Source organism: Erwinia sp. INIA01, from assembly GCF_025947915.1.
Lineage (GTDB): Bacteria > Pseudomonadota > Gammaproteobacteria > Enterobacterales > Enterobacteriaceae > Erwinia > Erwinia coffeiphila.
This window is the reverse complement of the sequence record NZ_JAPDNC010000006.1, coordinates 1-22,912: the sequence shown is the minus strand read 5'-3', so window position 1 is coordinate 22,912 and position 22,912 is coordinate 1. Positions and strand designations below refer to the sequence as shown.

20 protein-coding genes are annotated in these 22,912 nt (G+C 55.0%); 18 read left to right on the top strand and 2 right to left on the bottom strand.

The window, feature by feature from the left end:
- The first annotated feature begins 110 nt into the window (after nucleotides 1–110).
- The 13 genes from nrdH to emrB all read left to right on the top strand — a co-directional run bounded on the left by nrdH (nucleotide 111) and on the right by emrB (nucleotide 13,960).
- Complete coding sequence (gene nrdH / locus OMR58_RS12085) at nucleotides 111–353, top strand: glutaredoxin-like protein NrdH (RefSeq protein ID WP_105593143.1); 243 nt, start codon at nucleotides 111–113, stop codon at nucleotides 351–353.
- A 4-nt stretch (nucleotides 354–357) separates the two neighbouring features.
- Nucleotides 358–768, top strand: coding sequence for a class Ib ribonucleoside-diphosphate reductase assembly flavoprotein NrdI (gene nrdI, locus OMR58_RS12080; RefSeq protein ID WP_105593142.1), 411 nt, complete (start codon nucleotides 358–360; stop codon nucleotides 766–768).
- Nucleotides 765–2,891, top strand: a complete 2,127-nt coding sequence (gene nrdE / locus OMR58_RS12075) for a class 1b ribonucleoside-diphosphate reductase subunit alpha (RefSeq protein ID WP_264546178.1) — start codon at nucleotides 765–767, stop codon at nucleotides 2,889–2,891. The genes nrdI and nrdE overlap by 4 nt, the downstream gene beginning before the upstream one ends.
- 86 nt (nucleotides 2,892–2,977) lie before the next feature.
- Nucleotides 2,978–3,937 carry a class 1b ribonucleoside-diphosphate reductase subunit beta gene (gene nrdF, locus OMR58_RS12070; protein WP_105593140.1) on the top strand — a complete coding sequence of 320 codons (960 nt, stop codon included), beginning with the start codon at nucleotides 2,978–2,980 and terminating at the stop codon, nucleotides 3,935–3,937.
- Between the two features lie 392 nt (nucleotides 3,938–4,329).
- Entirely contained in the window at nucleotides 4,330–5,526 is a 1,197-nt protein-coding gene (gene proV, locus OMR58_RS12065) for a glycine betaine/L-proline ABC transporter ATP-binding protein ProV (RefSeq protein ID WP_200561512.1), read from the top strand.
- On the top strand, nucleotides 5,523–6,716 hold the full coding sequence (proW, locus tag OMR58_RS12060; RefSeq protein ID WP_264546062.1) for a glycine betaine/L-proline ABC transporter permease ProW: 1,194 nt from the start codon (nucleotides 5,523–5,525) through the stop codon (nucleotides 6,714–6,716). The genes proV and proW overlap by 4 nt, the downstream gene beginning before the upstream one ends.
- A gap of 66 nt (nucleotides 6,717–6,782) precedes the next feature.
- Entirely contained in the window at nucleotides 6,783–7,778 is a 996-nt protein-coding gene (gene proX, locus OMR58_RS12055; protein WP_264546061.1) for a glycine betaine/L-proline ABC transporter substrate-binding protein ProX, read from the top strand.
- 263 nt (nucleotides 7,779–8,041) lie between these two features.
- On the top strand, nucleotides 8,042–9,226 hold the full coding sequence (locus OMR58_RS12050; protein WP_264546060.1) for an MFS transporter: 1,185 nt from the start codon (nucleotides 8,042–8,044) through the stop codon (nucleotides 9,224–9,226).
- Between the two features lie 139 nt (nucleotides 9,227–9,365).
- The gene (locus OMR58_RS12045; RefSeq protein ID WP_264546059.1) at nucleotides 9,366–10,109 is read left to right on the top strand and encodes an AzlC family ABC transporter permease; all 744 of its coding nucleotides are present in this window, start codon (nucleotides 9,366–9,368) and stop codon (nucleotides 10,107–10,109) included.
- Nucleotides 10,106–10,453, top strand: a complete 348-nt coding sequence (ygaH, locus tag OMR58_RS12040; protein ID WP_105593134.1) for an L-valine transporter subunit YgaH — start codon at nucleotides 10,106–10,108, stop codon at nucleotides 10,451–10,453. The genes OMR58_RS12045 and ygaH overlap by 4 nt, the downstream gene beginning before the upstream one ends.
- 82 nt (nucleotides 10,454–10,535) lie before the next feature.
- Nucleotides 10,536–11,066 carry a transcriptional repressor MprA gene (mprA, locus tag OMR58_RS12035; protein ID WP_105593133.1) on the top strand — a complete coding sequence of 177 codons (531 nt, stop codon included), beginning with the start codon at nucleotides 10,536–10,538 and terminating at the stop codon, nucleotides 11,064–11,066.
- Nucleotides 11,067–11,234: 168 nt separating this feature from the next.
- The gene (emrA, locus tag OMR58_RS12030) at nucleotides 11,235–12,407 is read left to right on the top strand and encodes a multidrug efflux MFS transporter periplasmic adaptor subunit EmrA (RefSeq protein WP_264546058.1); all 1,173 of its coding nucleotides are present in this window, start codon (nucleotides 11,235–11,237) and stop codon (nucleotides 12,405–12,407) included.
- 14 nt (nucleotides 12,408–12,421) lie between these two features.
- Nucleotides 12,422–13,960 carry a multidrug efflux MFS transporter permease subunit EmrB gene (emrB, locus tag OMR58_RS12025; protein WP_105593132.1) on the top strand — a complete coding sequence of 513 codons (1,539 nt, stop codon included), beginning with the start codon at nucleotides 12,422–12,424 and terminating at the stop codon, nucleotides 13,958–13,960.
- A gap of 77 nt (nucleotides 13,961–14,037) precedes the next feature.
- Here the strand turns inward: emrB and OMR58_RS12020 are convergent, their stop codons facing one another.
- A complete protein-coding gene (locus OMR58_RS12020) occupies nucleotides 14,038–15,078 on the bottom strand; it encodes a tRNA/rRNA methyltransferase (protein ID WP_200545674.1) in 1,041 nt (346 codons plus the stop codon).
- Nucleotides 15,079–15,344: 266 nt separating this feature from the next.
- Here OMR58_RS12020 and trxC point away from each other — a divergent pair, with 266 nt between their 5' ends.
- The 5 genes from trxC to OMR58_RS11990 all read left to right on the top strand — a co-directional run bounded on the left by trxC (nucleotide 15,345) and on the right by OMR58_RS11990 (nucleotide 21,219).
- Nucleotides 15,345–15,764, top strand: a complete 420-nt coding sequence (gene trxC, locus OMR58_RS12015) for a thioredoxin TrxC (RefSeq protein ID WP_105593345.1) — start codon at nucleotides 15,345–15,347, stop codon at nucleotides 15,762–15,764.
- A 134-nt stretch (nucleotides 15,765–15,898) separates the two neighbouring features.
- Entirely contained in the window at nucleotides 15,899–16,627 is a 729-nt protein-coding gene (locus OMR58_RS12010; RefSeq protein ID WP_264546057.1) for a tRNA-uridine aminocarboxypropyltransferase, read from the top strand.
- 91 nt (nucleotides 16,628–16,718) lie between these two features.
- A complete protein-coding gene (locus tag OMR58_RS12005; RefSeq protein WP_200561495.1) occupies nucleotides 16,719–19,388 on the top strand; it encodes a bifunctional acetate--CoA ligase family protein/GNAT family N-acetyltransferase in 2,670 nt (889 codons plus the stop codon).
- Between the two features lie 99 nt (nucleotides 19,389–19,487).
- Nucleotides 19,488–20,843 (top strand): CDP-diacylglycerol--serine O-phosphatidyltransferase, encoded by a 1,356-nt coding sequence (gene pssA, locus OMR58_RS11995; RefSeq protein ID WP_234471941.1) that lies wholly within the window; start codon nucleotides 19,488–19,490, stop codon nucleotides 20,841–20,843.
- 55 nt (nucleotides 20,844–20,898) lie between these two features.
- Nucleotides 20,899–21,219, top strand: coding sequence for a YfiM family lipoprotein (locus OMR58_RS11990; protein WP_200561491.1), 321 nt, complete (start codon nucleotides 20,899–20,901; stop codon nucleotides 21,217–21,219).
- Here OMR58_RS11990 and OMR58_RS11985 read toward each other — a convergent pair whose 3' ends face one another.
- On the bottom strand, nucleotides 21,220–22,512 hold the full coding sequence (locus OMR58_RS11985) for an MFS transporter (RefSeq protein WP_200561489.1): 1,293 nt from the start codon (nucleotides 22,510–22,512) through the stop codon (nucleotides 21,220–21,222).
- Nucleotides 22,513–22,912 lie beyond the last annotated feature (400 nt).

Sequence of the window (22,912 nt, the reverse complement as noted above, 5' to 3'; positions counted from 1 at the left end):
TATTCACTTCATCAAGACCACGCAACATGGCGTGGCAGTGGCGGCGCGAGTCGGGCAGTAATTTCCGCGCCAGATACTCAGTTAACCAGCCCGTAAGGTGAATACGAATCATGCGCATTATTATTTACACTAAAAATAATTGTGTCCAGTGCAACGCGACAAAAAATGCGATGGATAAGAAAGGGATCGACTATCAGCTGATCAACCTCGATAGCGAACCTGCTCACGTAGAAACTCTTAAATCTCTTGGTTATCGCCAGGTCCCGGTCGTGATGGCCGAACAGGATCACTGGAGCGGCTTCCGCCCGGATAAAATTCAGGCACTGAGCCATTTGGCAGCCGTCCGGGGTTAAGGCGATGACTACGCTGGTATATTTTTCCAGCCAGTCGGAAAACACCCATCGATTTATCACCCGCTTAAACCTGCCGGCGCGACGCATTCCGTTAGACAGCGCTCAGCGCCTGCAGGTCGACCAGCCCTACATTCTGATAGTGCCCAGCTACGGCGGGGGCACCAGTCATGGCGCGGTACCTAAGCAGGTGATTCAATTTCTTAATGATACCAATAATCGTCAGCTTATCCGCGGTGTGATTGCCGCCGGAAACCGGAACTTCGGTGAGGCCTACTGCCTTGCTGGCGATATTATTGCGCGTAAATGTCAGGTGCCGTACCTCTATCGCTTTGAATTGATGGGCACCGCAGACGATATCGCTAACGTTTACAAGGGAGTAACCGAATTTTGGCAGCGACAGACAGCACCCTCATAGAGGCCGCAGCGGCCGCACCTGATTATCACGCGCTCAATGCGATGCTGAATCTGTATGATGCCGCAGGCAACATCCAGTTCGAAAAAGATCGCGAAGCCACGCGTCAGTATTTTATTCAGCACGTGATCCCAAATAGCGTGCAGTTCTCTTCCGTGGCCGAACGTTTGCAGTATCTGGTTGCTGAAGGCTACTACGAAGCCGATGTGCTGAACGCCTACCCGTTCGACTTCGTCTGCGCGCTGTTCGAGCAGGCCTATTCGCGCCGCTTCCGCTTCCAGACCTTTCTGGGTGCATGGAAGTTCTATACCAGCTACACGCTGAAAACCTTCGACGGCAAACGCTATCTTGAAGGCTTTACCGAGCGCGTGTGCATGGTGGCGCTGACCCTGGCTCAGGGTGACCAGGCGCTGGCGCTGGCGCTGACCGATGAGATCCTTGCCGGACGCTTCCAGCCCGCTACGCCAACTTTCCTGAACTGCGGCAAGCAGCAGCGCGGCGAGCTGGTCTCCTGCTTCCTGCTGCGTATTGAAGACAATATGGAGTCGATTGGCCGTGCGGTAAACTCAGCGCTCCAGCTGTCCAAGCGCGGCGGCGGCGTGGCATTCCTGCTCTCCAACCTGCGCGAGTCGGGTGCACCGATTAAGCGTATTGAAAACCAGTCATCCGGGGTGATCCCGGTGATGAAGATGCTGGAAGATGCCTTCTCCTACGCCAACCAGCTGGGCGCACGCCAGGGTGCCGGTGCCGTTTATCTGAACGCCCATCACCCGGATATTCTGCGCTTCCTCGATACCAAGCGCGAAAACGCCGATGAAAAAATCCGTATCAAAACGCTGTCGCTCGGCGTGGTGATCCCGGACGTGACCTTCCAGCTGGCGAAAGACAATCAGCCGATGGCGCTGTTCTCACCGTATGACGTGGAGCGCCTCTACGGCCTGCCGTTTGCCGATATCAGCATCAGCGAAAAATATGACGAGATGCTGGCCGACGAGCGTATCCGCCGTACGTTTATTAATCCGCGTGAATTCTTCCAGACGCTGGCGGAAATCCAGTTTGAATCCGGCTACCCGTACATCATGTTTGAAGATACGGTCAACCGCGCTAACCCGATCCACGGCCGGATTAATATGAGTAATCTGTGCTCGGAGATCCTGCAGGTCAATACGCCAACCGAATACAACGACGATCTCAGCTATCGCCGCATCGGTAAGGATATTTCCTGCAACCTTGGCTCGCTGAATATCGCCCATGCGATGGATTCCGAAGACTTCGCGCGGACGATTGAAATCGCCGTGCGCGGCCTGACGGCGGTTTCCGATCAGAGCCACATCGGCTCGGTACCTTCCGTTGAGCAGGGTAACGCGCTGTCGCACGCTATCGGCCTGGGGCAGATGAACCTGCACGGCTATCTGGCGCGTGAGCGCATTCAGTACGGCAGTGAAGAAGGACTGGATTTCACCAATATCTACTTCTATACCGTTACCTACCACGCGCTGCGCACGTCGAACCTGCTGGCGCGCGAGCGCGGTACCACCTTCAGCGGCTTTAGCGATTCACGCTATGCCAGCGGTGAGTATTTCAACCAGTACGTTGAACAGAGCTGGCAGCCGCGCACTGCCCGCGTCGCCGAGCTGTTTGCCGATGCCGGGATCGAAATTCCAACCCGCGAGCAGTGGCAGGCGCTGAAAGCGGCGGTGATGAAGGACGGTCTGTATAACCAGAACCTGCAGGCTATCCCGCCAACCGGTTCGATCTCGTATATCAACCACGCAACGTCGAGCATTCACCCGATTGTGTCGCGGATTGAGATTCGTAAAGAGGGTAAAACCGGCCGCGTGTACTATCCGGCACCGTTTATGAATAACGATAATCAGGACTACTACCGCGATGCGTACGACATCGGGCCGGAAGCGATTATCGATACCTACGCCGAAGCCACACGCCATGTCGATCAGGGCCTGTCACTGACCCTGTTCTTCCGCGATACCGCGACAACTCGCGATATTAACAAAGCGCAGATTTATGCGTGGAAGAAAGGCATCAAGACGCTCTACTACATCCGTCTTCGCCAGATGGCGCTGCAGGGAACCGAAGTCGAAGGCTGCGTTTCCTGCTCGCTGTAAAAGCACATTAAATCGCGGGCCGGATCTTCCGGCCCGTCAACTTTTTTTCTACCGGCCGGTGCCGAATCGGAACTCACGATATCACTATGAAACTGAAGAAAGTTCACGCTATTAACTGGAATAAAATCGAAGACGAAAAGGATTTGGAAGTGTGGAACCGCCTGACCAGTAACTTCTGGCTGCCGGAAAAGGTTCCGTTGTCGAACGATATTCCGGCGTGGAACGGCCTTAATGCCGATGAACAACAGCTGACCATCCGTGTGTTCACCGGTCTGACGCTGTTGGATACCATTCAGAATACCCTGGGCGCACCGGCACTGATGGCCGACGCGCTGACCCCGCATGAAGAAGCGGTGATGTCGAACATCAGCTTTATGGAAGCGGTGCATGCTCGCTCCTACAGCTCGATCTTCTCCACCCTGTGCCACACCAGCGATGTGGATGCCGCCTACGCCTGGAGCGAGGAAAACGAGCCGCTGCAGCGTAAGGCCGACATCATTCTGCAGCACTACTACGAAAATGACCCGCTGAAGAAGAAAATCGCCAGCGTATTCCTGGAATCGTTCCTGTTCTACTCCGGTTTTTATCTGCCGATGTACTGGTCCAGCCGCGGTAAGCTGACCAACACCGCCGACCTTATCCGCCTGATTATTAAGGATGAAGCGGTGCACGGCTACTACATTGGCTATAAGTACCAGAAAGCGCTGGAAAGTGAGAGCGCCGAGCGTAAAGAGGACCTGCAACAGTTCGCCATTGGCCTGCTGCTGGAACTCTATGAAAACGAAGTGGAATATACCGATGCGCTGTATCAGGGCGTTGGCTGGCAGGAAGATGTGAAGAAGTTCCTGCACTACAATGCCAATAAGGCGCTGATGAACCTGGGCTATGAGGCGCTTTTCCCGGCGGAAATGACCGACGTGAACCCGGCGATCCTGTCTGCACTGTCACCGAATGCCGATGAAAACCACGACTTCTTCTCCGGCTCCGGTTCATCCTACGTGATGGGTAAAGCCGTCGATACTGAAGACGAAGACTGGGATTTTTAATTGCTTCATCGGGGGATTCTTGCCGAATCCCCGCTTATAATAGTCCCTCGCGAAATTAGTAATTAAAATCAGCCAATCGGCTGATTTTTTGCTTTCAATAACTGCCTGCCAGACCCGTCTGTTTAGCCTTATATTTACCCATGACGGGTTCATATTTCCGCAACATAAGGATATTTCTCAGGTAAATATTGATTTTTTTTCACCGCAGCTCAACACCGCTCAATCCCTTACCAGCACTGACATTCTTTGATACTGACATCTCCCCGATCATTTTCAAATGCCGCCTCAAGGGTTGCCTCTCAGTCTCAGTGTGCTACGGTATATATCGTTAATAACTAAACTGAAAGAAGAACCCCTATAAGAAAATTAATCAACCAGGAATTAATTAATGCATGGCAATTAAATTAGAAGTTAAGAATTTATATAAAGTATTTGGGGAACATCCCGAGCGGGCATTTAAGTATATTGATAAAGGGCTCAGCAAAGAGGCCATTCTGGAAAAAACCGGACTGTCTCTTGGCGTTAAGAACGCCAGTCTGGCCATTGAAGAAGGCGAGATTTTCGTCATCATGGGGCTCTCCGGTTCCGGCAAGTCCACCATGGTTCGCCTTCTCAATCGTCTGATTGAACCCACCCGCGGCCAGGTCATCATCGACGGCGAAGATATTGCCAAAATATCTGACAGTGAATTGCGCCAGGTTCGCCGAAATAAGATCAGCATGGTATTCCAGTCATTCGCGCTAATGCCGCATATGACGGTATTAAATAATACCGCCTTCGGTATGGAATTAGCGGGAACGCCGTTGCAGGAAAGACAGGAAAAAGCCCTGGAAGCACTGCGTCAGGTCGGACTGGAAAATTACGCGCATTCTTATCCTGATGAACTCTCCGGCGGTATGCGTCAGCGTGTTGGATTAGCCCGCGCTCTGGCGATTAATCCGGATATATTATTAATGGATGAAGCGTTCTCTGCTCTCGATCCATTAATTCGTACTGAGATGCAGGATGAGCTGGTAAAACTGCAATCGAAGCATCAGCGCACTATCGTATTTATCTCCCACGATCTTGATGAAGCCATGCGTATTGGCGACCGTATTGCGATTATGCAGGGCGGTGAAGTGGTGCAGGTCGGCACGCCGGATGAGATCCTCAATAACCCGGCCAATGACTATGTCCGCACCTTCTTCCGCGGCGTGGATATCAGCCAGGTATTCAGCGCAAAAGATATTGCCCGCCGCAGCGCCGCAGCGCTGATTCGTCAGGCTCCGGGCTTTGGCCCGCGTTCAGCAATCAAGCTGCTACAGGATAACGACCGCGAGTATGGCTACGTGCTGGCGAAAGAAAAATTTATTGGCGTAGTTTCCACCGATTCCCTGAAAGCGGCTCTCGCCGCCGGAGAGGGGCTGAATCATGCACTACTGGAAAATCCTGCGGCGGTGCCGGGCGATACCTCGTTAAGCGATCTGCTGTCCCATGTGGCGCAGGCTCCCTGCGCGGTTCCGGTTACCGGCGAACAGGGTCAATACATCGGTATTATTTCCAAGGGCATGTTACTACAGGCATTAGATCGTGATGGAGGCCAACCATGAGCAAACAAACCAGTAATCCGTGGGATACCTCCACCAACGCGGCCGATGGCGGCAATACAGCGGCCGCACCGGCTGACGGTAGCGCAGCTTCCGCCAGCAGCGATCCATGGGGTGGCAGTGCAGCAGCACCTGCCGACGCCGGTGCATCATCCAACGCTCCGGCTGACGGCAGCGCAGCAGGCGGAGATGCCTGGGGTGCGCCGGACGGTGGTCATGCAGCAGCCAGCGGCGGCAGCGACTGGCTGAACAGCGCGCCGGCTCCGCAGGCGGAACACTTCAATATTCTCGATCCGTTTCACAAAACGCTGATCCCACTGGATAGCTGGGTGACAAACGGCATCGACTGGGTCGTTTCTCACTTCCGCCCGCTGTTCCAGGGTATCCGCCTGCCGGTGGATTACATTCTGAGTGGATTTCAGCAGCTGTTAACGGGCATGCCCGCCCCGGTGGCCATCGTGCTGTTTGCGCTGATTGCCTGGCAGATGTCAGGCCTGGGAATGGGTATCGCCACGCTTATCTCGCTGGTTGCCATCGGGGCTATTGGTGCCTGGTCGCAGGCCATGGTCACCCTGGCGCTGGTGCTGACCGCCCTGCTGTTCTGTATCGTCATCGGGCTCCCTCTGGGGATCTGGCTGGCACGCAGCGAGCGAGCGGCAAAAATTATCCGTCCGCTGCTGGATGCCATGCAGACGACACCGGCCTTTGTTTATCTGGTGCCGATCGTCATGCTGTTCGGTATCGGTAACGTCCCAGGCGTAGTCGTGACGATTATCTTTGCTCTGCCGCCGATCGTTCGTCTGACCATTCTTGGCATCAAGCAGGTACCTGCCGATCTGATCGAGGCATCGGAATCGTTCGGTGCCAGCCCGCGCCAGATGCTGTTCAAAGTGCAGCTGCCGCTGGCGATGCCGACCATTATGGCCGGCGTGAACCAGACGCTGATGCTGGCCCTGTCGATGGTAGTGATCGCCTCAATGATTGCCGTCGGCGGCTTGGGCCAGATGGTCCTGCGCGGAATCGGTCGACTTGATATGGGTCTGGCTACTGTAGGCGGCGTCGGTATTGTGATTCTGGCGATTATCCTCGACCGTCTGACCCAGTCACTGGGCCGCGACGTTCGCAGCCGGGGTAACCGCCGCTGGTACGCCACCGGGCCACTCGGTCTGCTGACCCGTCCGTTTATCAAATAAGCTTTCGGCGGCATGACATCGTGCCGCCGCTCACCTCCCCACAATTAATGACAACCAGGAGTTACTATGCGCAAGACCGCACTGCTGGCCGCCGCGTTAACTACGCTGGCCGCCGCTCAGGTTTCCGCCGCCGATCTGCCGGGTAAAGGTATTACCGTTAAGCCGGTTCAGAGCACCATCAGTGAAGAGAGCTTCCAGACGCAGCTGGTCAGCCGCGCGCTGGAAAAACTGGGCTATACCGTAGACAGCACCAGCGAGGTGGATTACAACGTGGGTTACACCTCGATTGCCTCCGGCGATGCCACCTTCACCGCCGTTAACTGGCAGCCGCTGCATGACGATATGTACAAAGCCGCGGGCGGCGACGCAAAATTCTACCGTGAAGGTACTTACGTCCAGGGCGCTGCTCAGGGCTATCTGATCGACAAGAAAACCGCCGAGAAATACCACATTACGCGTATCGATCAGCTGAAAGACCCGAAGCTGGCGAAGCTGTTTGATACCAACGGCGACGGCAAAGCGGATCTGACCGGCTGTACGCCTGGCTGGGGCTGTGAAGCGGTGATTAACCACCAGATTAAAGCCTTCGATCTCAGCAACAGCGTTGAGCATAATCAGGGCAACTACTCGGCAATGATCGCCGATACCATTACCCGCTTTAAAGAAGGTAAACCGATCCTGTATTACACCTGGACGCCGTACTGGGTCAGCGACGTGCTGGTGCCTGGCCGTGATGTGGTGTGGCTACAGGTTCCGTTCTCCTCCATGCCGGGCGAGCAGAAAGATGTGGATACCAAGCTGCCTAACGGCGCGAACTATGGCTTCCCGGTGAACACCATGCACATTGTGGCCAACAAAGCCTGGGCGGAGAAAAACCCTGCGGCGGCGAAACTGTTCTCGGAAATGAAGCTGCCGATTACCGATATCAACGCGCAGAATGCACGTATGCACAGCGGCCAGGCTTCAGAAGCGGATATCAACGCCCATGTTGACGGCTGGATCAAAGCGCACCAGGCGCTGTTCGATGGCTGGGTGAAGGACGCACTGGCCGCAGCGAAATAAAGGCGCATTAGCCGCTGCGAAATCATTTCGACAACGCGTTTTCAAGGGCCGCTCGTCTTCAACGAGCAGCCCTTTTATTTCGATCGCGCCATCCCCCCGATCTCGCACTCCTCCCAGGCTGTAAAAGTCCTCATTGAGGACAGTATTCACCGCGCGGAAAGCTCCGGGCGAACTGGTTTGTCCTGTTAATTATTCTGTGAGTGAAATAGTTTTTTAGGTTACTATTAGCCTATGAGATATTTCTTACCCCTGTTCTGGCTGCTATGAAATCCCCCCATACCGGACTGAATCCGGCGCTGGTTGCGCTGATGTCTGTCGCCACCGGTTTGTCCGTTGCCTGTAATTATTATGTTCAACCGCTGCTGGCAACCATTGCCCAGGCATTCGATCTCTCTTTCCATCAGGCCGGTTTTATCGTCACCACCGCTCAGCTTGGCTACGCCGCCGGGCTGCTGCTGCTGGTGCCACTGGGCGATATGCTTGAGCGGCGTGGTTTAATTGTCACCATGAGTCTGCTGGCGGCAGGCGGGATGGTCATTACCGCGCTCTCCCCAACGCTGCCGCTAATGCTGCTGGGAACCGTTCTCACCGGACTGTTTTCCGTGGTGGCGCAAATCCTTGTCCCTCTGGCCGCTACGCTGGCTGCACCGGAAAAACGCGGCCGGGTTGTTGGCACGGTAATGAGCGGGCTGCTGCTGGGGATACTGCTGGCGCGGACCGTTGCGGGCGGGCTGGCACAGCTGGGCGGCTGGCGTACCGTGTACTGGGTCGCCAGCGTGCTGATGGTCTGTATGTCTCTGGCCCTGTGGCGCTATCTGCCGCGCTATAAGCAATCGGTTTCCCTTAACTACGGCCAGCTGCTGGGTTCGATTTTCTCTCTGTTTGCTCAGCACCCCATTCTGCGCACCCGGGCCATCACCGGTTGCCTGATTTTTGCCAACTTCAGCGTGCTCTGGACTTCAATGGCGTTTCTGCTCTCTTCGCCCGAATGGGGCTACTCTGAGGGAGAAATCGGTCTGTTAGGACTGGTCGGTGCGGCAGGGGCACTGGCAGCACGCCAGGCCGGCGCGCTGGCCGATAAAGGTAAAGCCCGACTGACCACCAGCGTAGGGCTGATACTTCTGCTGCTGTCGTGGGGAATCACAGCAGTTGGCGCTCACTCACTTATCGCACTGGTTATTGGCATTTTGCTGCTCGATCTGGCCGTTCAGGGTGTGCATATCACCAACCAGAGCGTGATCTATCGCCATATGCCGGAAGCGCGTAATCGTCTGACCTCAGGTTACATGACCTGCTACTTTATTGGTGGTGCTGCGGGCTCACTGCTTTCCGCGTCGGCCTATCAGATGGCAGGGTGGTATGGCGTCTGCGTTTGTGGCGCTCTGTTAACCGTCGTTAATCTATTCAACTGGTGGCGAAACTCTAAGCATGAGTCTGCTCCAGGCTGATTTTTTGAGTCAAAAATGAAGTTTTTTCAAGTATGACGGCCTGTTAACAGATTTCACACTCTGGTAATGTTAGACGCGATTTATTCAAGCTGGTTATTTTTTCACATGCAATTATTCAGCAATACAAGCGATACGGGCTATGACAGCTGAACGAAATTATCTTTCGGAAAATACAGATTTCCCTCCTTCCAGCTGGCGCGAAGGTGTTATCGACAGTCTGCCAATCGTTATTGGCTACGTGCCGGTTGCCTTTGCCTTTGGACTGAATGCAACAAAGCTGGGCTTCACGCCGTTAGAAGCGATATTTTTTTCCTGCATTATCTATGCCGGAGCCAGTCAGTTTGTGATTACCGCACTGCTCAGCGCCGGAGCTTCCCTGTGGATCGCGGCACTGACCGTGATGGCGATGGATGTGCGACACATTCTTTACGGTCCTTCCCTGCGCCAGCGCATCACTCAAAAACTTAACCCACGTAAAACACCTTTTTGGGCATTTGGCCTGACTGATGAAGTCTTCGCCGCAGCGACCGCAAAACTCTACCGAGACAACCGTGGCTGGAGCGAAAACTGGATGCTGGGTATTGCGTTCTGCTCCTGGCTTTCCTGGGTTGCAGGCACGGTTGCAGGGGCGTGGTCCGGTAACGGCCTTTTAGATGATTACCCCGCCGTTGAAGGCGCGCTGACCTTTATGCTGCCCGCACTGTTCCTGAGCTTTTTGCTGGCCTCGTTCCAGCGCCGACAGAGCTTTACCGTTATCGCCGCGCTGGCGGGCGCGCTGGCCGGAATGATGCTGTTCTCTATTCCGGTTGCCATTCTCAGCGGCATCGTTGCCGGCTGTCTGGCAGGACTGCTACCGCCACCGGGCGGCAGGGAGCGCCCGTGAGTTCGCAAATTCTTATACTCGGTGTGCTGGTAGGCCTGGTGAACTTCCTGTTTCGCTATCTGCCTTTGCGCCTGCACGGCAGGAACAAGGCCACCAGCATCAAGCGTGGCGTGACCGGTCTGCTGTTAGACAGCATCGGCATTGCCTCTATCTGCGCCCTGCTGATTGTCTCCAGCCTGCCCGATATCTTGCGGCATCCTGACCGATTAATTCCTACGCTGCTCGGTTTCGCCGTGCTGTGTATGACGTTCTATTTTTCGCGCAGCATTGTTTTATCAACGCTGCTCAGCGCCCTGGGTTATGGAGTGACCTGGAAATTACTGATGATGAGTGCGGCTTTGTGAACAGCCATCAACCGGGAAAGCGATCTTTCTCAAATGCCATCATCGTTACGACACCAGTTTCAATTAATGAGGTCCCTTTATAATGGAAAGTTCGTTTTCTCCCATTGAACAGATGCTTAATTTTCGAGCGAACCGTCAGAAAGATTTCCCGTTACAGGAGATCATGCTGACCCGTTTGTGTATGCATATGCAGAGCAAACTACTGGAAAACCGCAACAAGATGCTGAAGGCACAGGGAATTAACGAGACGCTGTTCATGGCGTTGATCACGCTGGATGCGCAGGAAGATCACAGCATTCAACCTTCCGAGCTGAGTTCAGCTCTCGGGTCTTCCCGTACAAACGCGACCCGTATCGCCGACGAACTGGAAAAACGTGGATGGATTGAGCGCCGCGAGAGCGATAACGATCGCCGCTGTCTGCACCTGCATCTGACGCCTAAGGGCAATGATTTCCTGCGTCAGCTGCTGCCACCTCAGCATCAGAGCCTGCAGCTTCTGTGGTCATCACTGAATGATTCCGAAAAATCCCAGTTAGAAGGCATCATCCGTAAGTTATTAAATCGCCTTGATAAAATGGATGAAGAGCAGGTTATCGCATCACTTTCTCGTTAATTGAACCACTAATAGCATATTGTGCGACACACCCGTATCAGGGAATCGTTACTTTAAGCATCCAAAAATAAACTCATGCCAGCGCTAACCCCGCTGGCATTTTAGACTCAGGCTGTTGCTGACAGGATGTCCGGCGAACCTGAATGGCAAGAGAACGTGGAGAAAAACATGAGTGCAAACGCGGTCACGCAGGATCCGCAGCAGCCGAAAAATAAAAAAAAGACGCGTAAAGGCGCGCTGATTTTTCTGGCTGTGCTGTTCATTATTATCGGGGTAGCCTATCTGACTTACTGGTTCCTGGTATTACGTCATTATCAGGAAACGGACGACGCCTACGTTGCCGGTAACCAGACCCAGGTTATGGCGCAGGTTTCAGGCAGCGTTAATAAAGTGTGGTTTGATGACACCGATTATGTGAAAAAAGGCGATGTCCTGATCACTCTGGATCGAACCGATGCCGAGCAGGCGTTTGAAAAAGCGCAAACGGCACTCGCAACCAGCGTTCGGCAAACCCATCAGCTCATTATCAACGGCAAGCAGTATCAGGCCACCATCGCACTGCAAAAAACGGCCCTGGAACAAGCGCAGGCAGATTTAAAGCGCCGTGAACCGCTGGGTGCCGCCAATCTGATTGGTCGTGAAGACCTGCAACACGCTCGTGATGCCGTGGCTACGGCTCAGGCTCAGCTCGATGTGGCTACCCAGCAGTACAATGCCAATCAGGCGATGATTCTGGATACCTCGCTGGAAAATCAGCCTGCCGTTAAGCAAAGCGCGGCCGAACTGCGCGATGCCTGGCTGGCCCTGCAGCGTACCACCGTAATCAGCCCGATTAACGGTTATGTTTCACGCCGCAGCGTACAGGTGGGTTCTCAGATCACCAGCGCTACACCACTGCTGGCCGTGGTTCCTGCTGATAATCTGTGGGTGGATGCTAACTTTAAAGAAACCCAGCTGGAAGGCGTACGTATTGGCCAGTCCGCTACCGTGGTGAGCGATATCTACGGTGATGACGTGGTCTATCACGGTAAGGTCGTCGGCCTGGATATGGGTACCGGCAGCGTGTTCTCACTGCTGCCAGCGCAGAATGCGACCGGCAACTGGATCAAAGTGGTTCAGCGCCTGCCGGTGCGTATTGAGCTGGATGCGCAGGAAGTGGCAAAACATCCGCTGCGTATCGGTCTGTCTACACTGGTAAAAATTGATACCAGCAATCGTGACGGCGCGGTTCTGGCCACCAGCGTACGCAGTAAACCTGCTTACGAAAGTGATGCGCTGGCGCTGGATCTGGCCCCGGCTAACGCCCTGATTGCCGATATCATCCGCGCGAATGCTAACTAAGCCAGCGGGAGGTTGTGATGGCACAAAAACCGCTTGAGGGCGCGCCACTGGTCCTGATGACCATTGCGCTGTCGCTGGCTACGTTTATGCAGGTTCTGGACTCCACGATTGCAAACGTGGCCATTCCTACGATTGCCGGTAACCTGGGGGCGTCAAACTCCCAGGGAACGTGGGTTATCACCTCGTTTGGCGTGGCAAACGCCATTTCGATCCCGATTACCGGCTGGCTGGCAAAGCGCATCGGCGAAGTGAAACTGTTCCTGTGGTCAACGGTGGCATTTGCCGTCGCCTCGTGGCTGTGCGGCATGTCGGAAAGCCTGAGCATGCTGATCTTCTTCCGCGTGATTCAGGGGATCGTGGCCGGTCCGCTTATCCCGCTCTCGCAGAGCCTGCTGCTCAGCAACTATCCTCCGGCGAAGCGCAGTATTGCACTATCGCTGTGGGCGATGACGGTGATCGTCGCGCCGATCTGCGGCCCGATTCTGGGTGGCTGGATCAGCGATAACTACCACTGGGGCTGGATCTTCTTTATCAACGTGCCGATTGGCGTTGCGGTGGTGGTGCTGACGCTGCAAACGCTGCGCAATCGCGAAACGCCAACGGTGATCCGACCGATTGATACTGTCGGTTTGGTACTGCTGGTTGTCGGCGTCGGCTGTCTGCAGGTGATGCTGGACCGGGGTAAAGAGCTGGACTGGTTTAGTTCCCCGGAGATTATTACGCTGACGGTGGTCGCCGTGGTGGCTCTGGTTGTCCTACTGGTTTGGGAACTGACCGACGATCATCCGATTGTGGATCTGTCGCTATTTAAGTCGCGCAATTTCACCATTGGCTGTCTGTCGATCAGCCTCGCCTATATGCTCTACTTTGGCTCTATCGTTCTGCTACCGCAGCTGTTGCAGGAGGTGTATGGCTATACCGCCACCTGGGCAGGATTGGCGTCGGCCCCGGTTGGGATCATCCCGGTGATTCTGTCGCCGATTATCGGCCGCTTCGCCCATAAGCTGGATATGCGACGGCTGGTGACCTTCAGCTTTATTGTTTACGCGATATGCTTCTACTGGCGTGCGTACACTTTCGAGCCGGGGATGGATTTTGCCGCATCGGCGTGGCCGCAGTTTATTCAGGGCTTTGCCGTGGCCTGCTTCTTTATGCCGCTCACCACGATAACCTTATCCGGCCTGCCGCCGGAGAGGCTGGCGGCGGCATCAAGCCTGTCGAACTTCACCCGTACGCTGGCTGGTTCGATTGGTACATCGATCACCACGACCATGTGGACCGACCGTGAGTCGCTACACCATGCCCATCTTACCGAGTCCGTAACGCCCTACAGCGCCAATACTCAGGAGATGTACAGCAAGCTGGAGCAGTTAGGCATGAGCCACGATCAGGCATCCGCTTATCTGGCGCAGCAGATCACCAACCAGGGATTGATTATCTCCGCCAATGAGATTTTCTGGGCATCTGCCGGGGTGTTCCTGATCCTGCTGATATTGGTGTGGTTCGCCCGTCCTCCGTTTGGTGCCGGAGGTGGCGGCGGCGGCGCGCATTAAAAAAGGCGGCCGGTGAACCGGCCGCCTTCAGCGATATTTTCAAGGGCGGATAAGACTATCCGCCTTTTTTTATGGCATTACGCCTTGTTCTGGCGCCACCATTCGGCAAGCAGAATACCGGTTGCTACGGAAACGTTCAGACTTTCCACGTTGCCCGTTCCACCGATCGATACGCTCAGATCGCCCTGCTGGAAAGTGCTGTCTGACAGACCATCACGCTCCTGACCGAGAACCAGGACCATTTTCGCCGGCAGTTCTGCCTGCGACAGGGAAGTCCCTTTATGACTGGATGTGGTAACGATGGTGTAGCCTGCACGGCGGAATGCATCCAGACCCGCGGCAAAGCTCTCATCGGTGATCGCCTGCACATGCTCAGCTCCGCCTTCGGCGGTTCGCACTGCCGCACCGGATTCCAGCAGCGCCGCGTCGTCCACCAGCACGCCTTTTGCACCGAAGTGCGCGCAGCTACGCATGATGCCACCAAGATTGTGCGGGTTACCGATGCCTTCCAGCGCCAGCACACAATCTTTTTGATCGGCTTTAGCCAGCCACTCGCTCACCGGCGTGCCAACGCGCTTCTTAATCAGGAAGCACACGCCGCCGTGGTGTTCAGTACCGGACGCTTTTTGCAGCTCGGCTTCATCAACGGTGTGATAAGCCTTACGATTTGCCGCCATCCACTTCAATGCATCACGGAAACGTGGCGTTACGCTCTGCACAAACCAGGCGCGTACGATGCACTCCGGACGGCTCTGGAACAGCGCCTGACAGGCATTTTCGCCATACACGCGAGTCTCTTCCATACGCTGACGGCGCAGCTGTTCCGGATCAATAAAGCTTTTACCGCTGATACCGCCATGATCCGGTTTATCCGCATCAGGCGTGGTATTCGGTGCACGGGAAACGGTGCGCCACGGAGAGTCAGAACGCCCTTCGCTGCGATCGCGCCCGCCGCGTGGCTTACTGTCAGCATGACGAGATGGACGCCGCGCGTCATCCTGACGAGGGCCTTTACCGGTGCGAGGATTATATCCACCCTTGCTGCCGCCGCCTTCATCATCACTGCGGACATACATCACTTTAACCTTGCTGCTTTTACCTTTCGATTCGTCGTTCATTTTTCCTCCACCTGGGCTGAGCGCGAAGCGCGCAGATTACCTGATGTGGCAACAGTTAGCTATCAACTTCCAATAAAAGCCGCCGTTCGGCAAATATCGCCAGTGCAGCCGCGCGTTTTGTATCCTGAAGCGTATGAGACATTACCTATTATATCCATTGAACAAATCTCTTTGTTGCCAGGATTCTCGCCCCGCATAATAACAGGACTATAACGATCAATGAGGTAAGTAAACGCTTACCCTTTCGCCGATCTGCGAGGTAAATGATGAATACAGTTTGTGTATCCTGCCAGGCAACCAATCGCGTGCCTGAAGAACGTATTACCGATGGTGCGAAATGCGGTCGCTGCGGTGACCCGCTGTTTGATGGCCAGGTGATTAATGCCACTGCCGATACGCTGGATAAATATCTACAGGACGATCTGCCGGTAGTCATTGATTTCTGGGCTCCGTGGTGCGGGCCGTGCGTGAACTTCGCACCGGTTTATGAAACCGTAGCAAAAGAGCGCAGCGGTAAAGTACGCTTCCTGAAAGTGAATACCGAGGCCGAACAGCAGCTGAGCGCACGCTTCCGCATCCGCAGCATTCCTACCATTATGGTCTTTAAGCAGGGCCAGATGGCGGATATGCTCAGCGGCGCAATGCCGAAAGCGCCGTTCGACCAGTGGCTTGATGAAAACATCTAGCCCGGTGCCGATATTCTGTTTGAAAAAAGGATGCACTGAGGACCAGTGATTGGGTCTTCACCCTACTGCGTTATCAAGGCCGGGCACACCCGGCCAGAATCCGTTAGAATAGCGTTTTTTGCTGATGATCTCTGATGACCGATAACGCCGTCCTTCGCCTGCGCGCCGCACGACTTGCCCGCGCCACCCGCCCGTTCCTTGCCCGTGGTAACCGCATCAAACGCTGCCAGCGCTGCCTGCTGCCGCAGAAGAACTGCCTGTGCGCCACGCTCGAACCGCAGCAGGCCCGCAGCCGCTTTTGTCTGGTGATGTTCGACAGCGAACCGATGAAACCCAGCAACACCGGGCGGCTGATTGCCGATATCCTGCCGGATACTGAGGCGTTTGGCTGGTCACGCACGGAGCCCGAGCCCGACCTGCTCCGGGCTGTTCAGAATCCCGACTTCCAGCCAATGGTGGTTTTTCCGCAGTCTTACGCCGATGCCGATCGTCCGGTGCTGAATACTCCGCCGCTCAGCGGCAAGCCGCCGCTGTTTATTATGCTGGACGGCACCTGGACTGAAGCGCGGAAAATGTTTCGCAAAAGTCCATGGCTCGATGACCTACCGGTGATGTCGCTAACGCTGACCCGCCCTTCAAACTATCTGTTACGCGAGTCGCACGGCGAGGGCCAGCACTGTACCGCTGAAGTCGCAGCAGAACTGCTGTTACAGGCCGGAGATACCGCTGCCGGTGAAGCGCTGTTCCGGCATTTCGACCTGTTCCGCCAGCGTTATCTGGCCGGGAAGCCGCACCACCCTCTGCATCAGGCTTCCGTTGAGAATGTTGATGAAGAATCGCAAATTCTGCCCACGATCAATTAACTGATACGCAGCGCAGCATCTTCTCGCCGCCCGGAGTAGAATCAAAATACGTTACTGCAGGGTAGCGGATAATTTCTCGAAGGGAGCGGAGATGAGCCAACGCGGTTTAGAAGCACTGTTGCGACCGAAATCGATCGCCGTGATCGGAGCCTCCACCCGGCCCGAACGCGCCGGATATCTGATGATGCGTAATCTGCTGGCGGGCGGGTTCAGCGGACCGGTACTGCCGGTGACGCCAAAATATCAGGCAGTTTGCGGCGTACTGGCCTGGCCTGATATTGCCAGCCTGCCGCTTTCCCCGGACCTCGCCATTATCTGCACTCACGCCCGGCGTAATCTGGAACTGCTGACCGCGCTCGGCGAACGTGGCTGTAAAGCCTGCATTATTCTCTCCGCGCCCGCCAGCCAGCTCGCCGAGCTGGAAGCCTGCGCCAGCCGCTGGCAAATCCGCCTGCTTGGCCCGAACAGCCTTGGGCTGCTGGCCCCGTGGCAGGGGCTGAATGCCAGTTTCTCCCCGGTGCCGATTCTTAAGGGCAAGCTGGCTTTTATCTCACAGTCGGCGGCAGTGTCAAACACGATTCTCGACTGGGCGCAGCAGCGCCAGCTTGGCTTCTCCTGGTTTATCGCACTGGGCGACAGCCTGGATATCGATGCCGACGATCTGCTCGACTTCCTGGCGCGCGATGGCAAAACCAGCGCGATTCTGCTCTATCTGGAGCATCTTAGCGATGCGCGCCGCTTTGTTTCTGCCGCCCGCAGCGCATCGCGTAATAAACCGATTCTGGTGATCAAAAGTGGCCGCAGCCCTCACGCCAACCAGCTGCTGAAGTCCCATGGCGGAATGGATGCCGCCTGGGATGCGGCCATTCAGCGCGCCGGTCTGCTGCGCGTGCAGGATACTCACGAACTGTTTTCAGCAGTGGAAACGCTCAGCCATATGCGCCCGCTGCGCGGTGAACGGCTGATGATTGTCAGCAACGGCGGCGCGCCCTCCGCGCTGGCGCTGGACGAGCTGTACGACCGCAACGGCAAGCTGGCAACGCTGAGTGAGTCTTTACTTACTGAACTCGGTGAGCGGCTGCCGGAAGGGATTACACCGGGTAACCCGCTGGATTTAAAAGATGACGCCACGCCGGAGCGCTATTTGCAGGCGCTGTCGCTATTGCTCGACAGCCATGACGTTGATGCCCTGCTGATCATTCATGCGCCCAGCGCCGTTGCGCCACCGACGCTAACGGCTCAGCGGGTGATTGAGCTGGTGAAACAGCATCCGCGCGGCAGGCAGATAACGCTGCTGACTAACTGGTGTGGCGAACATTCTTCCCAGGAAGCCCGACGGCTGTTCAGCGATGCCGGTATCCCCACCTATCGTACGCCGGAAGGGACGGTGACGGCCTTTATGCATATGGTTGAGTACCGGCGTAACCAGAAGCAGCTACGTGAAACCCCGGCTCTGCCCGCGAACCTCACCGCCAATACCAGTGATGCTCATCAGTTGATCCAGCAGGCGCTGGAAAATGGTGCCACCACGCTGGATACGCATGAAGTACAGCCAATTCTCCAGTCCTACGGGCTGAATACGCTTCCGACCTGGATTGCCGGCGATAGCAGTGAAGCGGTACAGATCGCCACGCAGATTGGCTATCCGGTGGCGCTGAAGCTGCGCTCGCCGGATATCCGCCATAAGTCAGAAGTCCAGGGGGTGATGCTGTATCTCCGGACTTCGACCGAGGTGCAGCAGGCGGCCGAGGCGATTATCGATCGCGTCAGGCTGACTTCGCCGCAGGCACGCATTCACGGCCTGCTGGTACAAAGTATGGCGAACCGTGCCGGGGCGCAGGAATTGCGAATTGTGGTTGAACAGGACCCGCTGTTCGGTCCGGTGATTATGCTGGGTGAAGGCGGTATCTCCTGGCAGGGTGACCGCCAGGCAGTGGTGGCACTGCCGCCGCTGAATATGACGCTGGCGCGCTATCTGGTGATTCAGGCGATTAAAAGCGGCAAGATCCGCGGACGTAGTGCGCTACATCCGCTTGATATCGTTGGCCTGAGCCAGGTGCTGGTTCAGGTGTCTGACCTGATTGTCGACTGTCCGCAGATTGTTCGTCTGGATATTCACCCCCTGCTGGCCACAGGCAACGAGTTTACCCTGCTGGACGTAACGCTTCAGCTGGCGGAGTTTCACGGTGATGCGGAAGACCGTCTGACCATCCGTCCCTATCCGCATGCGCTGGAAGAGACAATCGTCCTGAAGAATGGACAAGAGTGCCTCTTCAGGCCCATTCTTCCAGAGGACGAACCTCTGCTACAGCAGTTTATCGCTCAGGTAACCAAAGAAGATCTCTACTATCGCTACTTCAGCGAGATCAATGAGTTCACCCATGATGATTTGGCTAACATGACGCAAATCGACTACGATCGAGAAATGGCGATTGTTGCCATCCGTCAGCATAATGGACTGGATGAGATTATCGGTGTAACCCGCGCAATTTCAGATGCGGACAATATCGACGCGGAGTTTTCCGTCCTGGTGCGCTCCGATCTGAAAGGCCTTGGGCTTGGCCGACGCCTGCTGGAGAAAATGATTGTTTACACCCGCGATCACGGCCTGCAGCAGTTAAATGGTATTACGATGCCGCGTAATCAGGGCATGCTGGCACTGGCACGCAAACTGGGGTTTGTCGTCGACGTGCAGTTGGAAGACGATATTGTTGGTCTGTCGCTGCCGCTGCGCGAACAGGAAGGCGGCAATGAAAAGTAAATCTAACGCCTTTCGCACAAACTAATGGTATTATTCTCGGTTAGGGTCATGATTTTACGGATAAAGGCCATTCAATGAACAGAGAAGAAACGCACTGTGATGTTGTCAAATTTTAAACGCAATAAACACCAACAGCACCTTGCGCAACTGCCTAAACTTTCTCAGTCAGTTGCTGATTTCGCCACGCTGTATTCTCCTGCGGATTTTCGCCAGACGCTGCTGGAAAAAATCGCGACGGCGACACGGCGTATCTGCATCGTGGCTCTCTATCTGGAAAATGATGAAGGCGGCCAGGCGATTCTCTCAGCGCTTTACGCGGCTAAACGGCTGCGGCCCACGCTGGATATTTGCGTCCTGGTCGACTGGCACCGCGCTCAGCGCGGCCGAATCGGCGCAGCGGCTTCCGCAACGAATGCAGACTGGTACTGTGAAATGGCCAGTCAGAACGAAGATATTGCGATCCCGGTTTACGGCATTCCGGTCAACACCCGCGAAGCTTTGGGCGTGCTGCACCTGAAAGGTTCGATTATCGATGATACGGTGCTGTATACCGGTGCCAGCTTCAACGATGTCTATCTGCATCAGCGTGACCGATACCGCTATGACCGCTATCAGCTCATTACCAACCGTGAGCTGGCCGATACGATGTTCAGATGGATCGATAAAAATCTGATCCAGGCCGAAGCCGTTCACCGCCTGGATCGTCACCAGCGACCTAAAAGCCCGGAAATCAAAAATGAAACCCGCCAGTTCCGCCAGGATCTGCGTGGTTTTGACTATCAGTTCACCGGCAACGCCAACAATGAGCAGCTTGCGGTCACCCCACTGGTTGGGCTGGGTAAACGCAGTCTGCTGAATAAAACCATCTACCATCTGATGCCCTGCGCCGAGCGCAAGCTGACGATCTGCACCCCCTACTTCAACCTGCCGGCGATTCTGGTTCGAAACATTATCTGGCTGCTGCGCCGGGGCAAAGAGGTTGAGATTATCGTTGGCGATAAGACGGCGAATGATTTCTATATCCCTGAAGATCAGCCATTTAAGATTATCGGTGCGCTGCCCTATCTGTACGAAATCAACCTGCGCCGCTTCCTTAGCCGCCTGCAGTATTACATTGATGTCGGGCAGCTTACCGTGCGTTTATGGAAAGACGGCGAGAACAGTTATCACCTTAAGGGACTCTGGGTAGATGATGAATGGATTATGGTCACCGGCAATAACCTGAATCCACGCGCCTGGCGCCTCGATCTGGAAAATGCGGTCCTGATCCACGATCCTCTCCAGCAGCTGACTGAACAGCGCGATCGCGAACTTAGCCTGATCCGTCAGCATACCACCGTGGTTGAGCACTTCCGCGATCTGGAAAGCATTGCCGATTATCCAGTTAAGGTCCGTAAGCTGATCCGTCGTCTGCGGCGCATTCGCATTGACCGACTGATTAGCAGAATTCTGTAGTGTCTGACCTGTTATACAGCCTCGTTTTTACGGGGCTTTTTTAACCGGAGCGAATATGCGCATCTGTTTTCCCCTGGTTTTGCTTTGCTGTAGCGGCTGCACTCATCTGGCCCAGGATGAATGGACCGGGCGTGATAAGGCTCAGCATTTTATCTCTTCCGCCTTTCTGGCGGCAGCGGGAAATGCCTACGGTGAACGACAAAACTGGAGCGAAGGACGTAGTGCAAGTTTTGGCCTGACGTTTGCCATCTCCCTTGGTGCGGCGAAAGAGCTGTACGACAGTCGGGAAGGCGGAACCGGATGGAGCTGGAAAGATTTTACCTGGGATTTAGCCGGTGCTGCCACCGGCTATACGTTATGGAATATCGGCCACTAGTTACAGCTTAAGACCCTTGCCCCGCTTATGTAGCATCAGTGACACCAGGAAAGTCACCGCGCCCATCAGGGAGACGTACCAGAAGAAAGTGGTTTCACTGCCCACCGCCTTCAGCGACAGAGCTACGTATTCCGCAGATCCCCCGAACAACGCATTGGCCACCGCATAGGACAGCCCTACCCCCAGCGCCCTGACTTCTGGCGGGAACATCTCAGCCTTCAGGATGCCGCTAATTGAGGTGTAAAAACTGGTGATTACCAGCGCCAGCATCACTAAAACGAACGCGATGATCGGATCGTGTACGCTTTGCAATAACGTCAGGATCGGCACCGTGCAAACCGCAGCCAGCCCGCCAAAGATCAGCATGGAGCTCCTGCGGCCAATTTTATCCGATAAGCCGCCGATAACAGGCTGCAGCAGCATAAATACAAACAGCGCGGCGGTCATCAAGCCACTGGCCGTCTTATGATCCATACCGGACGTGTTGACCAGATATTTCTGCATGTAGGTGGTGAAGGTATAAAAGCTGAGTGAACCACCTGCGGTAAAACCCAGTACCATAATGAACGCACGGCGATGCTTCCATAATCCCTTCAGCGATCCGGCATCTTTACTCTCGCGTGAGGCGCTGTCTGAGGTTTCATTCAGTGAACGGCGCAGATAAAGTGCCACGATGGCCAGCGCCGCGCCCAGGGCAAATGGAATACGCCAACCCCAGCTGCGCAGTTCCTGATCGGAGAGAATTTGCTGGAGCACGACCACCGTCAGAAGAGCCATTAGCTGACCACCGATCAGCGTAACATACTGAAAAGAAGCGTAAAAACCCTTACGCCCTTCTGCCGCAACTTCACTCATGTAGGTTGCGCTGGTGCCATATTCTCCACCCACTGATAACCCCTGGAACAGACGCGCCAGCAGCAGCAGCGCAGGAGCCCAGACGCCAATGGTATCGTAGCCCGGCAAACAGGCGATAACCAGCGAACCAAAGCACATCATGCAGACGGAAATCAGCATAGAGGTCTTACGCCCGTGCTTGTCACCAATGTAACCAAACAGCCAGCCGCCGATCGGCCGCATCAGGAATCCCGCGGCAAAAATACCGGCAGTCTGTAACAGCTGGGTAGTTGGATTGCCCGAGGGGAAGAAAATATGGGCAAAATAAAGCGAGCAGAATGAATAAACGTAGAAATCAAACCATTCAACCAGGTTGCCGGACGATGCTCCGACAATCGCCCAGATTCGTTGCCGTGCAGTCAGTGTGTCTCCCTGCTGCTTTTCGGTAATTGAGTCCATGTAAAATCCTCGTAAGTTTTCCTCGCCAACTTTAGTGCCAAAGAAAGCTATTGGTAGTGATGATGATGTGTTTATAACATTATGATTTATATGGCATATAGCCTTTTAGACGCAGCCCGATTATGGCACAACCTGAGGAAATTATTCGGACATCTAATGCAGTGGATTTAGCGATTTTTACTGTTCTGAGTGGTGAAACGGTTGAGTAACAATGTCTTATTCGGAGTGGTTAACGTTGTTAGGAACTGGCAGAAGACAGGTACACGGATAGTAAAAAATGGATACCTGTACCGTGGGGAGTTCGTCAAGGGAGTATTGATAACGCGTAAACGCAAAAAGGCCATCCGTGAGGATGGCCTTCTGCTTTATTTGATGCCTGGCAGTTCCCTACTCTCGCATG

What these genes read in the sequence shown, in the direction of transcription:
- nrdH (WP_105593143.1), top strand. Translation starts at nt 111, where the DNA reads ATGCGCATTATTATTTACACTAAAAATAATTGTGTCCAGTGCAACGCG.
- nrdI (WP_105593142.1), top strand. Translation starts at nt 358, where the DNA reads ATGACTACGCTGGTATATTTTTCCAGCCAGTCGGAAAACACCCATCGA.
- nrdF (WP_105593140.1), top strand. Translation starts at nt 2,978, where the DNA reads ATGAAACTGAAGAAAGTTCACGCTATTAACTGGAATAAAATCGAAGAC.
- proV (WP_200561512.1), top strand. Translation starts at nt 4,330, where the DNA reads ATGGCAATTAAATTAGAAGTTAAGAATTTATATAAAGTATTTGGGGAA.
- proW (WP_264546062.1), top strand. Translation starts at nt 5,523, where the DNA reads ATGAGCAAACAAACCAGTAATCCGTGGGATACCTCCACCAACGCGGCC.
- proX (WP_264546061.1), top strand. Translation starts at nt 6,783, where the DNA reads ATGCGCAAGACCGCACTGCTGGCCGCCGCGTTAACTACGCTGGCCGCC.
- OMR58_RS12050 (WP_264546060.1), top strand. Translation starts at nt 8,042, where the DNA reads ATGAAATCCCCCCATACCGGACTGAATCCGGCGCTGGTTGCGCTGATG.
- OMR58_RS12045 (WP_264546059.1), top strand. Translation starts at nt 9,366, where the DNA reads ATGACAGCTGAACGAAATTATCTTTCGGAAAATACAGATTTCCCTCCT.
- mprA (WP_105593133.1), top strand. Translation starts at nt 10,536, where the DNA reads ATGGAAAGTTCGTTTTCTCCCATTGAACAGATGCTTAATTTTCGAGCG.
- emrA (WP_264546058.1), top strand. Translation starts at nt 11,235, where the DNA reads ATGAGTGCAAACGCGGTCACGCAGGATCCGCAGCAGCCGAAAAATAAA.
- OMR58_RS12020 (WP_200545674.1), bottom strand. Translation starts at nt 15,078, where the DNA reads ATGAACGACGAATCGAAAGGTAAAAGCAGCAAGGTTAAAGTGATGTAT.
- trxC (WP_105593345.1), top strand. Translation starts at nt 15,345, where the DNA reads ATGAATACAGTTTGTGTATCCTGCCAGGCAACCAATCGCGTGCCTGAA.
- OMR58_RS12010 (WP_264546057.1), top strand. Translation starts at nt 15,899, where the DNA reads ATGACCGATAACGCCGTCCTTCGCCTGCGCGCCGCACGACTTGCCCGC.
- OMR58_RS12005 (WP_200561495.1), top strand. Translation starts at nt 16,719, where the DNA reads ATGAGCCAACGCGGTTTAGAAGCACTGTTGCGACCGAAATCGATCGCC.
- pssA (WP_234471941.1), top strand. Translation starts at nt 19,488, where the DNA reads ATGTTGTCAAATTTTAAACGCAATAAACACCAACAGCACCTTGCGCAA.
- OMR58_RS11990 (WP_200561491.1), top strand. Translation starts at nt 20,899, where the DNA reads ATGCGCATCTGTTTTCCCCTGGTTTTGCTTTGCTGTAGCGGCTGCACT.
- OMR58_RS11985 (WP_200561489.1), bottom strand. Translation starts at nt 22,512, where the DNA reads ATGGACTCAATTACCGAAAAGCAGCAGGGAGACACACTGACTGCACGG.